Source organism: Mesorhizobium intechi (genome assembly GCF_002879535.1).
Taxonomy (GTDB): Bacteria; Pseudomonadota; Alphaproteobacteria; order Rhizobiales; family Rhizobiaceae; genus Mesorhizobium; species Mesorhizobium intechi.
The window spans coordinates 1-13,736 of the sequence record NZ_PNOT02000210.1; the positions used below are offsets into that span (position 1 = coordinate 1).

The following is a 13,736-nucleotide window of genomic DNA, read 5'->3' on the forward strand; positions in this document are numbered from 1 at the left end:
GTGAAGTTGGTAATGAATTGCTGGGATCCCTTGCCAGCGCGATTGATCGGCAGGGCATGAGCGGCGCTCCACACGCGCCCCAATGGACCTATGGCCTTCTTCCCGATGCACTCAATTGGTCCATTGGCCGCCTTGCGTGGGCGCGGTAGCATCGCCCGACAAGCAAACGCCAACTGGGTCGAAAAGGGGAGCAAAAATGGGCGAAAGACTGGCCGGCAAGGTTGCCATCATTTCGGGCGGTGCGACGGGAATGGGCGGCGCGGCTTCCGAGTTGTTCGCGGCCGAAGGCGCCAAGGTGGCGATCATCGACCGAAATGGCGAGGCGGCCGCTGCCACCGCGGCGGCAATCCGCGCACGCGGCCATGTAGCCGAGCATTTTGTCGCCGACGTATCCGACGAGGCGCAGGTTCAGGCGGCGGTGAAGGGCGCGACCGAAAAACTCGGCCCGGTCACGGTGCTGTTCAATCACGCCGGCACCATCGTGATAAAGCCCTTCCTGGAGACGACCGTGCAGGAGTGGGACTGGCTGCATGCCGTCAATGTGCGTTCGATGTTCCTGATGACGCGCGCCGTCCTGCCCGGCATGATCGCGGCGGGCGGCGGCTCGATCGTCTGCACCTCGTCGATCTCGGCGGTGGCGGCCACACCAATGGAGGTGCTCTACGACACCACCAAGGGAGCCTGCCACATGTTCGCGCGCGCCATTGCGGTGGAGTTCCGCGACCGTAACATCCGCTGCAACGCCGTCTGCCCCGGCTTTATCAGGACACCGCACGGCCTGCGCGAGGTCGCCGACCTCGGCAGGCTCGGCGTCGATGTCTCCGACGCCGCATTGGCGGCACAGCAGGGCCGCATCGGCGAGCCGGAGGAGGTGGCGAAGGCCGCGCTTTACCTTGCCAGCGACGAGTCCAGCTTTGTCAACGGCGCGCATCTGTTCGTCGACAATGGTTTCACGGCGGTGTGAGGCTTTCCAGGATGGCTTGGCGCCTTGCTCTCCCGTCGATCGGGGGACAGGAAAGGGCACCGAGTCCCACTCGCCTACCGCTCTTCCCTTCGAAACGGCTTGAGCAGCGCCGATGGCGCCACCGCGTTGCGTGACATCACGGCCATGGCGACGATGGTGAAGATGAAGGGCAGCATCAGGAACGCTTCATAGGGGATGTGGCCGAGCCCGCTCGCCTGCATGCGCAGCTGCAGCGCATCGACGAAGGCGAACAGCAGCGCCGCCCCCGCCGAGCGCCAGGGATCCCAGCGGCCGAACACGACCAGCGCGATCGCCACCCAGCCGCGCCCCGAGACGACACCGAAGGTGAAGGCGTTGAACTGCGCCATCGACAGGAAGGCGCCGGCCAGTCCCATCAGGGCACCGCCGAGGATGACGGCCTGGAAGCGGGTGGCAATGACGCTGACGCCGGCCGAATCCGCGGCGCGCGGGTTCTCGCCGACCATGCGCACCGACAGACCCCAGGGCGTACGGTAAAGCACGAAGGCAGCGACGGGTATGGCGATGATTGCCACGTAGACCAGTGCGAACTGGTTGAAAACTGCCGGCCCGAGCACCGGAATGTCAGACAGGACCGGGATCGGCAGCGTCTGAAAACCCTTGATGGCGGGCGGCACCGATTGCTGGCCGAAGATCAGCCGGTAGAGGAAATAGGCAAGGCCCGACGAGAACAAGGTCACGCCGATGCCGCAGACATGCTGGCTCAGGCCCAGCGCCACCGTGAACAGCGCATGCAGCGCACCCATCAGCATCCCGGTCAGCACCGCCACCAGGACGCCGAGCCACAGGCTGCCGCTGAGGCTGGTGGCGGTGAAGCCGGTCATCGCGCAGAGCAGCATGATGCCTTCGATGCCGAGATTGAGCACACCGGCGCGCTCGGAGAACATTTCGCCGAGCGTGGCGAAGGCCAGCGGCGTGGCGATGCGGATGATGGCGGCCAGGAAGCCAACCTGGAAGATCTGTTCGAACACCGCACTCATGAGGCGGCTCCGACGCGACGAATGCGATAGGCGGTGAACAGCAGCGCCACCAGCATGGCGAGCAAAGCGGTGCCCTGGATGACGTCGCTGAGGAAGGCCGGCACGCCTGTCGCGCGCGACATCGCCTCGGCGCCGGTCATCACGGCGGCGAGGAAGATCGCCGCCGGCACCACGCCCAGCGGATTGAGTCGTGCCAGCATGGCGACGACGATGCCGGAATAGCCGTAGCCCGGCGAGATGTCGCTCATCACCTGGAAATGCACGCCGCCGACCTCGCCGACGCCGGCGAGCCCGGCGAGCGCACCGGACATGAGGGCGGTCGAGATCAGCACCCGCTCGACAGGAATGCCGCCATAGCGGGCGGCTTCCGGGTTCTCGCCGGTGACCCTGATGCGGAAGCCGAGCGTCGTGCGCGCGATGAGGAACCAGATCAGAGGTGCCGCGATCAGCGCCACGATGACGCCGAGATGCAGGCGCGTGCCTTCGATCAGCACCGGGAAATTGGCCGAATCCTCGATTGGCGGCGAGATCGGATAGCCGCTGAAGCTGTCCTTCCACGGCCCTTCGATCAGCGCCATCAGCGCGTAGTAGATGACCGAGTTGAGCAGCAGCGAGCTGACGACATCGTCGACCTTGAATTTGACCCTGAGCGTCGCAGGCACCAACGCGACCGCGCCACCGGCGGCGGCGCCGACAATTGCCATCAACAGCATGGCGAGCGCTCCCGGCATCGGGATGGCGCCGACAAGGCAGCTGGCAACGGCACCGGCCAGCAACTGGCCCTCGGCGCCGATGTTCCAGAACTTGGCGCGGAAGGCGACGGCGACCGCCAGCCCGGTGAAGATCATCGGTGCGGCGCGCACCAGCGTTTCGGTGATGGCGTAGCTGTCACCGAGCGAGGCCGTGAACATCACGCCGTAGGATTCCACAACGCCGGCGCCGGCCAGTGCGATCAGGCCGCTGCACAGGACAAGCGTCGCCGCGACCGCCAGCAGCGGCAGCGCAAGGTTGAGCCAGGCAGGCGTTGACGTCCGGACTTCCAGGCGAAACATCAGCCGCGGCCCTCCGCCCCGGTCATCAGCAGGCCGAGCCGCGCGATCGTCGCGTCAGTGCTGTCGAGCGTGCCGACGATGCGGCCCTCATACATCACCGCGATGCGGTCGCAGAGCACCAGCAGTTCTTCCAGATCCTCGCCGATGACGATGATGCCGCAGCCCTTGGCGCGCATGTCGAGGAACTTTTCGTGGATGAAGCGAGCAGCCCCGATGTCGAGGCCGCGTGTCGGCTGCGAGACGATCAGAACCTTCGGGTCGAAGGCAAGCTCGCGCGCCAAGAGCGCCTTCTGCAGATTGCCGCCGGACAGCGCCCCGGCCCGGGTCATCGGCCCAGGGCATCTGATATCATAGGCTCTGATCTGTTCTTCGGCGAAGGCGCGGATCGCATCCGGCTTGAGCAGGCCCTTGCTGCTGAACGCCTCCGAGCCGATGCGGGGCAGCACCATCGAATCGGCAAGCGGCAAATTGGTGACCAGGCCCGTGGTCATGCGGTCTTCCGGGATGCGGCCAAGGCCAAGCGCCTGCACCTCGCGCGGCGAGAATCGGGAGACCGTCTGGCCGGCGATCGTCATCCGACCGGTATCGGGCGCGCGCATGCCGGAAATCACTTCGGCGAGTGCCCGCTGGCCGTTGCCCGACACGCCGGCAATGCCGAGAATCTCGCCGGCACGAACGGTAAGGGAGACTTCGCGCAGCGCCGTGCCTACATGCTTTGAGGTGGAAATGCCGTCCAATGTCAGTACATCGGCCCCGGGCGTCGACGGCCCTCTTGCCGGCGGCACGATCTCGTGGCCGCACATCAGTTGCGCCATGGCGGCGGATGTCGTGTTGGCCGGATCGTCGACACGGCCGGCGACGCGGCCATGCCGCAGCACCGTGCAGCGATGGGTGAGCGCCCGCACCTCGTTGAGCTTGTGCGAGATGAAGATGATACCCAGCCCTTGTGCCGCCATCGAGCGCAGCGCCGAAAACAGCCCCTCGACCTCGCTCGGCGCCAGCACCGCCGTCGGCTCGTCAAGGATCAGAAGCCTGGCACCGCGAAACAGCGCCTTGACGATCTCGAGCCGCTGCTGTTCGCCGACCGACAGCGCCGAGACCGGCAGGTCGGGATCGAGCGCCAGTCCATGCTGGCGGCCGATTTCGGCCAGCCGCGCCAACCCGCCGGCGCGGTCGATCCGCCCGCCCTTGCCGGGAAGGCCTATCAAAAGGTTCTCCAGCACTGTCAGCCGAGGCGCCAGGTGAAAATGCTGGTGCACCATGCCGATGCCGGCGGCCAGCGCATCGGCCGAACTGGTGATCCGCACGGGCGCACCCTGGATGAGGATTTCCCCGGCATCCGGCGCATAGGCGCCGAACAGCACATTCATCAGCGTCGTCTTGCCGGCGCCGTTCTCGCCCAGCAGTCCGAGGATTTCACCGGGCGCGACGCTGAGGTCGACAGCCTCGTTCGCCTTGACGGCGCCGAAGCTCTTGGTGATGCCGCGCATTTCGATGAGTGGGGCTGGCGTCGACAAGGCAGGATCCTGGTGGCGTTGGAGCGGCTCCTCACCTCCCCCTTGTTGGGGTGAGGAGCGGTGGCTGAAGGCCGCGAAAAGCCAACTGCCTGGCTTTTCGAACTACGAACGCTCTGAGCCTGCGAAGGGCCGGGCGCTAAGACCACCGGGTCCCCGCTGCTTCGCAGCGTCCCGGCGTTCGCTGGCCTTTCATCGTGCCACCGGCACGATGAATTCGCCTGCGGCGAACCGGCTGCTCACCCCCCACCAGGGGAGGGTAAGCAAGCCTAGTCCGAAACCGGCGTGTTCTCGTCGACGTCCACCCGGAAATTGCCTTCGAGGATCTCCGCCTTCTTCTTCTCGACCAGATCCTTGACCTCGGCCGGCAGCGTCTTGTCGAACTTGTGGTAGGGCGCGAGATACGACCCGCCCTTGGCCATGCGCGAGAAATCGCCATAGTCCTGCGCGGTGTAGACGCCGGCCTTGACCAGTTTGATCGCCTGTTCGACCGTCGGATACATGTCCCACACCGGGCCGGTGATGACCGTATCGGGGCCGAGGCTCGACTGGTCCGACATGTTGGAGATGGCGAGGATCTTCTTCTCGACCGCCGCCTCGATGACGCCAAAGCGCTCGGCATAGATGACGTCGACGCCGGCATCGATCTGCGCCACCGCGGCTTCCTTGGCCTTCGGCGGATCGAAGAAGGAACCGATGAAGGCGACCTTCTTCTTGACGTTCGGGTTGACCTCCTTGGCGCCGGCAAAGAAAGCGTTGACCAGCCGGTTCACTTCCGGAATGCCCATCGCCGCGACGGCGCCGACCGTACCCGACTTCGACATCTTGCCGGCAATCATGCCCGAGAGATAGGCGGGCTCATGGATCCAGTTGTCGAAGACGCCGAAATTGGGTTCCGCCGGACCGGCGCCGGAGCCGAACAGCCAGGCGGTCTTCGGGAACTGTTTTGCGGTGCGGCGCGATTCACGCTCGGCGGCGAAGGCGTCGCCCAGCACCAGCTGGTAGCCGCCTTGCGCATATTCGCGCATGACGCGGCTGAAGTCGGCGGTCTGCACTTTCTCGGACCATTTGTACTCGATGCCGAGTTCCTTCTCCGCCTTCTGCAAGGCGAAATGGATCTGGTTGTCCCAGGGCTCCTCGATCGGCGTGGCGAAGATCGCCGCGACCTTCAGTTTCTTGTCCTTGGCGAAGGCCGCGCCCGGCAACATCGCCACTGCCAGGCCAAGTGCGCCGAGTTCCAGCACATTGCGCCGCGAAATCCCTTCGCGTGTCGACGAAAATCTGTTCTTCCGGTTTTCCATTGCAGTCCCCTCTGTTTGACAGCCGTGTCGAGCCGGCCGTTCTAAAAATCAGACGGGGAACTATGGAACGGGTCCGGACTTTTGTCCACATGGTCAAATTTGGCGGCGCGCCGAATCCAGCCCCGGTTCTCGCTGGCCAAACGGAAGACGGCGGTCAGGCCCGTTCGAGCGCGATGGCGATGCCCTGGCCGACGCCGATGCACATCGTCGCCAGGCCATAGCGGGCGCCGCGCTCGCGCAGTTCAAGGGCCGCCGTGCCGGAGATGCGTGCGCCCGACATGCCCAGCGGATGGCCGAGCGCGATGGCGCCGCCATTCGGGTTGACGTGCTCGGCGTCCTCGGCGATGCCGAGCTGTCGCAGCACGGCGATACCTTGCGAGGCAAAGGCCTCGTTGAGCTCGATGACATCGAACTGTTGCGGCGTCAGGCCAAGCCGCGCGCAGAGCTTCAGCGTCGCCGGCGCCGGGCCGATGCCCATGATGCGCGGCGCGACACCGGCGGCGGCCCCGCCAAGGATGCGGGCTATCGGCGTCAGGCCGTATTTCTTGACCGCCGCCTCCGAGGCGACGATCAGCGCCGCCGCTCCGTCATTGACGCCGGAGGCATTGCCGGCGGTCACCGTGCCGCCTTGGCGGAACGGTGTCGGCAGCTTGGCCAGCGACTCGACCGTGGTGCCGGCGCGGGGATGTTCGTCTTTCGACACGACAACCGCATCGCCCTTGCGCTGCGGGATTGTCACTTCAGTGATTTCCTTGGCCAGCCTTCCATTGGCCTGCGCCGCGACGGCCTTGTCCTGGCTGCGCACGGCAAAGGCGTCCTGGGCCGCGCGGGTGACGGCGAATTCTTCTGCCACGTTTTCGCCCGTCTCCGGCATCGAATCGACGCCATACTGCTTCTTCATCAGCGGGTTGATGAAGCGCCAGCCGATGGTGGTGTCGTAGATCTCGGCATTGCGCGAAAAGGCAGTGTCAGCCTTCGGCATCACGAAGGGCGCCCGGCTCATCGATTCCACACCGCCGGCGATCATCAATTCCGCCTCGCCGGCCTTGATGGTACGCGCGGCGATGGTCAGCGCATCCATGCCCGAGCCGCACAGGCGGTTGACGGTCGAACCCGGGATTTCCTTAGGCAGGCCGGCCAGCAGCAGCGCCATGCGCGCCACGTTGCGGTTGTCCTCGCCGGCCTGGTTGGCGCAACCATAGACGACGTCGTCCATCGCCTGCCAGTCGATGCCGGCATTGCGCTCGACAAGCGCCTTCAGCGGAACAGCTCCGAGGTCGTCTGACCGCACCGAGGACAGCGACCCGCCGAAGCGGCCGATCGGCGTGCGGATGTAGTCGCAGATATAGGCCTCGGCCATGTCATGCAGCCTTTGCTTTTCCGTTTCCCTCATGCGCCGCCTTGGTGCGGGCCTGCAGGTCGCGCAATGTCTTGAGTTCGAGTTCGCTTGGCGCCGGGGTCTCGTCAAGCGCCTCGGCGAACTTAACCACCCAGCCACAGCTCTCCTGCACCTGCTGGCGCGTGACACCGGGATGCAGCGACACCACTGTGAATTCCTTGGTCATCGGATCCGGCTTCCAGATGGCGAGATCGGTGATCAGCAGCGTCGGCCCGGCGGTGTCGATCCCAAGCCGCTTTCGGTGATCGCCGCCCTCGCCATGGCCGAAGGAGGTGAAGAAGTCGATCTTCTCGACCATGCCGCGCTTGGTCTGCGCCATGGTGATGTAGATCTCCTTCGACGAGGTCGCGATCTCGGGCGCGCCGCCGCCGCCAGGCAGCCTGGTCTTGGGATGGAAATAGTCGCCGATGACCGTTGTGTTGATGTTGCCGAACTTGTCGAGCTGTGCCGCACCGAGGAATCCGATCGAGATGCGGCCGCCTTGCAGCCAGTAGCGGAACATTTCCGGCACCGCGACGGTGGTGACGGCGGTCTCGCACAATTCGCCGTCGCCGATCGACAGCGGCAGCACGTCAGGCGCCGTGCCGATCGTGCCGCTCTCGTAGATCAAGGTGATGTCGGGGGCATGCGTCAGCCGCGCCACGTTGCAGGCTGCGGACGGCGCGCCGATGCCGACGAAGCAGACATCGTCATTCCGCAGCGCGCGGCTGGCGGCGATGGTCATCATTTCGTTGGGGGTGAAGCCCGGATTGCCGCTCATGCCGCTTTCCTCAGATGCTCGACGCGGCCGGCGAAATCGTCGGCGCTCTTTTCGATGACATTTGCCTGCATCCAAGCCTGGAACTTGTCGCGGTCGGCGGCGATCTCGTCCCATTCGAGATAGGCGGCGTTGTCGCGTGCATAATAGCCATGCGCATAGGACGGGTGCGAACCGCCGGGCACCACGGAGATCGCCGCGATCGTCCAGCGCGGCAGCACGGTCAGATTGGGGTGCAGATCGTCGAAATTGTCGACCACCTCCTCCACCGTTACCACCGCGCGCCTGGCCGCCAGCACGGCCTCCTTCTGGATGCCGATGATGCCCTCGACCAGCACATTGCCTTTCCTGTCGGCCTTCTGCGCATGGATGAAGGTGACGTCGGGCCGGATCGAGGGAACGGCCGCCAGCACCTCGCCGGTGAATGGACAAGTGACCGACTTGATGTTGGGATTGACTGTCGCCAGCCCGGCGCCGCGATAGCCGCGGAACACCGCGCAGGGCAGGCCGGCCGCGCCCGCCTCGTAGGCATTTGCCATGCCGGCATGGCTGTGCTCTTCGACCTCGATCGCCCGGGGAAAACCGTTCTCGATGGAATCGCGCGCGCGCCGCAAGAGGCCGACGCCGGGATTGCCGACATAGGAGAAGATGATCTTCTTCGCCATGCCCATGCCGATCATCTGGTCGTAGATCAGGTCCGGCGTCATGCGGATCAGGGTCAGGTCGCGAAACCCCTGGCGGATCGCCTCATGCGCGGCGGCCGTCGGGATCAGGTGGGTGAAGCCTTCAAAGGCGACGGAATCGCCATCGTTCAAATTCTCGGCCACGGCCTGTTTGAGCGGCAGGAACTTGACCATCGTCGACTCCCGGTCCAAAAGTTCGTATTGCGAACTTATGTTTTGTATGCGAAACTTTCTACGCCGAGTTAGGTCATGGAGTCAATCCCGGCGGCGATTGGCGGAGGTGGTGAGATGGACGAAGATGCTGCTTCCCGAGATCATGTCGGCTCGCTGCAGCGCGGCCTCACCGTCATGGAAATCCTCGCCCGCCACCCGTCGGGCATGACGCTGACGGAAATGGCCGAGCAAGCCGGCCTGACCCGTGCCGGCGCCCGCCGTTTCCTGCTGACGCTTGTCGCATCGGGCTATGCCACGCAGGACGGCCGTGTATTCTCGCTGTCGCCGCGCCTGCTGGCCGTTGCCCGCACATGGCTGGGCGGCGGCTCGCTCTGGAGCTTCGCCGCGCCGATCATGCGCGGGGTCGCTGCGCAGCTGAACGAAGCCTGCTCCGCGGCGATCCTGTCGGGCCAGGATGTCGTCTATGTCGCCCGCATTCCGGGCCGCCGCATCCTCAGCGTATCGCTCGATGTCGGCACCCGGCTGCCCGCCTATTGCACTTCGATGGGGCGCATGCTGCTCGCCGGCCTGGCGCCGGAGGAACTCGACAAATTTCTGCACCAGGCGACCGTCGAGAGACGGACGCCGAAGACGATCACGGACATCGGGCTGCTGGCCCAGGCCATCGGCAAGGCGAAGGCCGACGGCTTTGCCATCGTCGACGAGGAGCTGGAACTCGGCTTGCGCTCCATCGCCGTGCCGATACGCGACCGCGCTGGAAGCACGGTCGCGGCGATCAATGTCTCGACGCAATCGGCGCGGTTCACGGTCGCCGAGATGGAGCGGGAAATCCTGCCGGCGCTGCTTGGAGCCAGAGAGCGCATCGAGGATTTCTTCGTCGTTTAGGCCGCGTCGGCCCGTCTCAATGCTTGATGCGATCCCGCATCGCGTACCAAAGCATGCCCAGCACATAGAGCGGCCCGCGCAGCGCCGTGCCGCCCGGGAACGGCAGCGGCGCCAGCGTCGAGAACAGGTCGAGCCGCGAGGCATCGCCGGTGATGGCTTCCGCCAGCAGCTTGCCCGACAGCGTCGACAGGATGACGCCCTTGCCGGAATAGCCATGCGCGAAATAGACCTCGCCATAGTGCCCGACATGCGGCAGCCGCGACGTCGTCACCGACACCAGCCCGCCCCAGGCATGATCGATCCGGCAACCCTTGAGCTGCGGAAACGTCGCTTCCATATGCGGCCGCACGAAGCCGGCAATGTCGGCCGGCGGCGACGGCGTGTAGCGCTCGCCGCCGCCGAACAGCAGGCGGCCATCCGCCGACATGCGGTAATAGTTGACGACGAAGCGCGTGTCGGACACCGCGACATTGGCCGGGATGACGTTGCGCTTGCCTTCCAGCGGCTCGGTGGCGACGATGTAGTTGCCGACCGGCATGATGCGGCTGTTGACGCGCGGCTCCAGCCCGTTGAGCAGCGCATCGCCCGCCAGCACGACATGCTTTGCGCGTACCGAACCCTTCGATGTCGAGACCCGGATCGAAGGCTCGCGCTCCAGTTTCATCGCCACCGAATTCTCGTGGATGGTGACGCCCGCCGCCGCCGCCGCGCGGGCAAGGCCGAGCGTGTAGTTGAGCGGGTGCATGTGGCCGCCAAGCGGTTCATACATCGCACCATGATATGGCGTGTCGACCTTGGCGCGCGCGTCCGCCGCCGACAGGACCTCGACATCGCGGAACTTCATCACGCTGTCGAGGCACTTTGCCTCCTCTTCCAGATCCTTGAGATCGGAGCCGTTGACCGCGCCGACCAGATGGCCGGTGAGCCTGAGATCGCAATCGATGGCGTGGCGCTCGATGATGTCGAGCACCAGGCCGCGCGCCTCGAAAGCAAGGTCGAACAGCACCTTGGCCCGTTCCGGACCGTAGAGCTTGACCAGCCCCTTGGCGCCCTTGCGCAGGCCGGGGATCATCTGGCCGCCATTGCGCCCCGATGCGCCCCAGCCGATCTTGCCGCCTTCGAGCAGCACCACCTTCAGGCCGCGCTCGGCGGCGTGAAGGGCGGCCGACAGGCCGGTGCAGCCGCCGCCGACGACGACCAGGTCGGCTTCGATATCGCCGGCAAGCGCGGGATGGTCCGGCGCTGGATTGGCGGTGGCGACATAGTAGGATTTGCCGATATCGAGACCGGAATTGAAGCCCGTCGAAGATGCCATGATCACACCTTCAGCAGCAGGTGATCGCGTTCCCAACTCGTCACCACGCTCTGGAACAGGTCGAGCTCGACGCTCTTCACGCGCAGATAGGTCTGGAAGAAATCCTCGCCGAGCAGTTTACGCACCGGCTCGCAGGCGGTGAAGCGGTCGAGCGCCTCCTCCATGGTTTTCGGCAGCGTGCTCTTGATCTTGTAGGCATTGCCCGATGCCTCGGCCGAGCGCGCCAGCTTTTGCTCGACGCCGAGATAGCCGGCAAGCAGCGAACCAGCGATCGCGAGATAGGGATTGGCATCGGCGCCGGGCAGACGGTTCTCCACCCGGCGCGCCAAACGGCCACCTGCCGGCACGCGCAGGCCGCAGGATCGGTTGTCGTGCGACCACTCGATGTTAGCCGGCGCGCTGTGGTTGGGCCTTATGCGGCGGAACGAATTCACGTTCGGCGCGAACAGCGGCATGATCTCCGGAACATATGTCTGCAGGCCGCCGATGAAATGACCGAACATCTCGGTGTCGGCATCGTCGCTGTCCGCAAACAGCGCAGCGCCCGTCTTCTCGTCGATGACAGACATGTGCAGATGCATCGAACTGCCCGCCTGGGCGGCGATCGGCTTGGCCATGAAGGTGGCGTGCATGCCGCATTGCTGCGCGGCCTGACGCGTCAGCCGCTTGAACAAAAGCACCTGGTCGGCCAGCGGCAGCGCGTCGCCATGCAGGAGATTGATCTCCAGCTGCGCCGTGCCCGATTCATGGATCAGCGTGTCGAGCGGCAGGCCGGCGGCCGCGGCATGGTCATAGACGCGCCGGATCACCGGCTCGAATTCTTCCAGTGCCACCATGTCATAGGGATGCTGCACGCCTTCGGCGCGGCCATTGGCCCCGACCGGCGCGGTCAGCGGTCTGTCCGGATCTGGGTTGGGCGCGGTCAGATAGAACTCGACTTCCGGCGCCACCACCGCCCGCCAGCCACGCTGGCGGTAGAGATCAAGCACGGCGCGCAGCACATGGCGCGGCGAGGCCATCCATGGCCGGCCGTCCATGTGGAATGCGTCGGCGAAGACATAGGCTTTGCCGGCGCCCGCGCCCGGCGCCAGGCAAAGCGTCGAAACATCGGGCACCATGCGCATGTCCGGGTCCGAATAGGCAAAACCTTCGTCGATCGAGCCGGAGTAGCGGCCGTCGATGCTGACCAGGAAAGCGCTGCTCGGCAGATAGAGCGCACGGTCTTCCACCGCCTTGAGGAATTTGGCCGTCGGCAACGCCTTGCCGCGCAGCACTCCGTTCATGTCGGGTACAAGGCATTCGACCTCCTTGATACCGTGCTGTGCCAGCCAGGCCCTTGGATCGTTGGTCGCGATGTTCATGTTCTTGTCAAGCATGTCGTTCAAGTCCGTATCAGAGAGAGTATGGCTTGCGCGGCCACGTCCGTTCCGGGTTTCAGCGCCATCTGGGCCGCATTGTCCCTCAGACGGGCGCGCATGGCGTCGTCGGCCAGCAGGCCGAGAATGGCTCTCTCCAATACTCCTTCGGTCCAGCCGTCACGGCCGATATGGTCGCCGGTGCCGGTCTCTTCGGCGCGGCGCGCATTGTCATGTCCGTCCCAGCAATAGGGCATGATCAGCGACGGCACGCCGAAGCGCAGCGCCTCGCAAAAACTGTTGTTGCCGCCGTGATGGATGAACAGGTCCGACTTCGCCACCACGGAGGGCTGCGGAAACCAGGCGTCGAGATAGACATTGTCCGGCACCGCGCGATAGGCGTCGCGCAGGCCGCCGACATTGACGATGAAGCGCGCCGGCAGCCTGTCGAAGACGGCAAGCATGCGCTCGATCAGCCCGACATCCATCGCGCCGAGACTGCCGAAGGCGACATAGACCAGCGGCCCCTTGTTGCGCGGAAACACCGGCACCTCAAACGGCCCTTCCGAGCGCACGCAGCCTTCGAGATAGACGAAGCGGGCGGGATCGAGCGGCTCGGCCCGCTCGCGCCGCACGATCGCCGGCGTCAGCAGCAGGTTGAGGTCGGGCGAGCTTTCCAGGAACAGGCCCTTCGGCAATGGCGCCAGGCCGGCATCGGCGCGAAAGCGGTTGAAGCGGTCATGCGCCGGCGCCGAGGCCGACAGATAACGCGCCTCGAACGCCGCACGTTGCGGATCGTCAGCAGCCATCCCGGAAAGGTAAGGCGGCACTTCGGCGTCAGGGAGTTCGGTCTCGGCGCAGGAGACGACGCGCACCCAGGGGCAGCCGGCGGCGGCGATCGCCGGGAACATGATGACATTGTCGAGCACCACGGCGTCTGGCTTCAGCCGCGCCAGCAATTGCCGCAGCGGCGCCTCGGCATTGACTGCCGTGTCGACGATCGCCTGCCAGGTCGGCGCGACATAGGTTTCGAGCTGGTCGATCGGGCTGAGCCTGAAATGCGGCAAGTGCCGGCGCACGAAGGCCTGCCAGTAGCTCTGGCGCTCGCTGTCGCTCAGCGGCTCGTCGGTCGGCAACTGGTATTCCTGGAAACCATAGTCGGCAAAGACACCGGAGAAACCGGCATGGCAGATGAAGACGGGCCGAGCGCCCCGCGCCCGCAAGGCCTGCGCGATGCCGACGCAATTCAACGCGGCGCCGAAGCTCGCTTCGGGAAACAGCGCGATGGTCGGGCTGGCTTTGCGCGTCAATTAATCCT

General features: G+C 65.4%; 12 protein-coding genes. 2 read left to right on the forward strand and 10 right to left on the reverse strand.

Going from position 1 to position 13,736, the window contains the following annotated elements; all coding sequences use genetic code 11:
- The first annotated feature begins 196 nt into the window (after nucleotides 1–196).
- Nucleotides 197–964: an SDR family NAD(P)-dependent oxidoreductase gene (locus tag C1D09_RS17630; RefSeq protein WP_143975517.1), complete on the forward strand. Its 768-nt coding sequence runs from the start codon at nucleotides 197–199 to the stop codon at nucleotides 962–964.
- Nucleotides 965–1,038: 74 nt separating this feature from the next.
- Here C1D09_RS17630 and C1D09_RS17635 read toward each other — a convergent pair whose 3' ends face one another.
- The 7 genes from C1D09_RS17635 to C1D09_RS17665 form a co-directional block, all read right to left on the reverse strand.
- A complete protein-coding gene (locus C1D09_RS17635; RefSeq protein ID WP_143975518.1) occupies nucleotides 1,039–1,983 on the reverse strand; it encodes an ABC transporter permease in 945 nt (314 codons plus the stop codon).
- Nucleotides 1,980–3,035: an ABC transporter permease gene (locus C1D09_RS17640; protein WP_143975519.1), complete on the reverse strand. Its 1,056-nt coding sequence runs from the start codon at nucleotides 3,033–3,035 to the stop codon at nucleotides 1,980–1,982. Before C1D09_RS17640 ends, C1D09_RS17635 begins: the two co-directional genes overlap by 4 nt.
- On the reverse strand, nucleotides 3,035–4,525 hold the full coding sequence (locus C1D09_RS17645) for an ABC transporter ATP-binding protein (protein WP_143975552.1): 1,491 nt from the start codon (nucleotides 4,523–4,525) through the stop codon (nucleotides 3,035–3,037). The genes C1D09_RS17640 and C1D09_RS17645 overlap by 1 nt, the downstream gene beginning before the upstream one ends.
- A gap of 293 nt (nucleotides 4,526–4,818) precedes the next feature.
- A complete protein-coding gene (locus C1D09_RS17650) occupies nucleotides 4,819–5,850 on the reverse strand; it encodes a BMP family protein (protein WP_143975520.1) in 1,032 nt (343 codons plus the stop codon).
- Nucleotides 5,851–6,004: 154 nt separating this feature from the next.
- Nucleotides 6,005–7,210 (reverse strand): 3-oxoadipyl-CoA thiolase, encoded by a 1,206-nt coding sequence (pcaF, locus tag C1D09_RS17655; RefSeq protein ID WP_143975553.1) that lies wholly within the window; start codon nucleotides 7,208–7,210, stop codon nucleotides 6,005–6,007.
- 1 nt (nucleotide 7,211) lies between these two features.
- Entirely contained in the window at nucleotides 7,212–8,009 is a 798-nt protein-coding gene (locus C1D09_RS17660; RefSeq protein ID WP_143975521.1) for a CoA-transferase subunit beta, read from the reverse strand.
- On the reverse strand, nucleotides 8,006–8,863 hold the full coding sequence (locus C1D09_RS17665) for a CoA transferase subunit A (RefSeq protein WP_143975522.1): 858 nt from the start codon (nucleotides 8,861–8,863) through the stop codon (nucleotides 8,006–8,008). Before C1D09_RS17665 ends, C1D09_RS17660 begins: the two co-directional genes overlap by 4 nt.
- 114 nt (nucleotides 8,864–8,977) lie before the next feature.
- Here C1D09_RS17665 and C1D09_RS17670 point away from each other — a divergent pair, with 114 nt between their 5' ends.
- Nucleotides 8,978–9,748, forward strand: a complete 771-nt coding sequence (locus tag C1D09_RS17670) for an IclR family transcriptional regulator (protein ID WP_143975523.1) — start codon at nucleotides 8,978–8,980, stop codon at nucleotides 9,746–9,748.
- Between the two features lie 16 nt (nucleotides 9,749–9,764).
- Here the strand turns inward: C1D09_RS17670 and C1D09_RS17675 are convergent, their stop codons facing one another.
- From C1D09_RS17675 to C1D09_RS17685, 3 genes are read right to left on the reverse strand one after another with little or no spacing between them, the layout of a single operon-like run.
- Nucleotides 9,765–11,063, reverse strand: coding sequence for an NAD(P)/FAD-dependent oxidoreductase (locus C1D09_RS17675; protein ID WP_167514661.1), 1,299 nt, complete (start codon nucleotides 11,061–11,063; stop codon nucleotides 9,765–9,767).
- A 2-nt stretch (nucleotides 11,064–11,065) separates the two neighbouring features.
- Nucleotides 11,066–12,439 (reverse strand): glutamine synthetase family protein, encoded by a 1,374-nt coding sequence (locus C1D09_RS17680; protein ID WP_143975524.1) that lies wholly within the window; start codon nucleotides 12,437–12,439, stop codon nucleotides 11,066–11,068.
- Between the two features lie 5 nt (nucleotides 12,440–12,444).
- A complete protein-coding gene (locus C1D09_RS17685; RefSeq protein WP_143975525.1) occupies nucleotides 12,445–13,728 on the reverse strand; it encodes a glycosyltransferase in 1,284 nt (427 codons plus the stop codon).
- Nucleotides 13,729–13,736: the final 8 nt, after the last annotated feature.

What these genes read in the sequence shown, in the direction of transcription:
- C1D09_RS17660 (WP_143975521.1), bottom strand. Translation starts at nt 8,009, where the DNA reads ATGAGCGGCAATCCGGGCTTCACCCCCAACGAAATGATGACCATCGCC.
- C1D09_RS17650 (WP_143975520.1), bottom strand. Translation starts at nt 5,850, where the DNA reads ATGGAAAACCGGAAGAACAGATTTTCGTCGACACGCGAAGGGATTTCG.
- C1D09_RS17665 (WP_143975522.1), bottom strand. Translation starts at nt 8,863, where the DNA reads ATGGTCAAGTTCCTGCCGCTCAAACAGGCCGTGGCCGAGAATTTGAAC.
- C1D09_RS17640 (WP_143975519.1), bottom strand. Translation starts at nt 3,035, where the DNA reads ATGTTTCGCCTGGAAGTCCGGACGTCAACGCCTGCCTGGCTCAACCTT.
- C1D09_RS17680 (WP_143975524.1), bottom strand. Translation starts at nt 12,439, where the DNA reads ATGCTTGACAAGAACATGAACATCGCGACCAACGATCCAAGGGCCTGG.
- C1D09_RS17670 (WP_143975523.1), top strand. Translation starts at nt 8,978, where the DNA reads ATGGACGAAGATGCTGCTTCCCGAGATCATGTCGGCTCGCTGCAGCGC.
- C1D09_RS17645 (WP_143975552.1), bottom strand. Translation starts at nt 4,525, where the DNA reads ATGCGCGGCATCACCAAGAGCTTCGGCGCCGTCAAGGCGAACGAGGCT.
- pcaF (WP_143975553.1), bottom strand. Translation starts at nt 7,210, where the DNA reads ATGGCCGAGGCCTATATCTGCGACTACATCCGCACGCCGATCGGCCGC.
- C1D09_RS17635 (WP_143975518.1), bottom strand. Translation starts at nt 1,983, where the DNA reads ATGAGTGCGGTGTTCGAACAGATCTTCCAGGTTGGCTTCCTGGCCGCC.
- C1D09_RS17630 (WP_143975517.1), top strand. Translation starts at nt 197, where the DNA reads ATGGGCGAAAGACTGGCCGGCAAGGTTGCCATCATTTCGGGCGGTGCG.
- C1D09_RS17675 (WP_167514661.1), bottom strand. Translation starts at nt 11,063, where the DNA reads ATGGCATCTTCGACGGGCTTCAATTCCGGTCTCGATATCGGCAAATCC.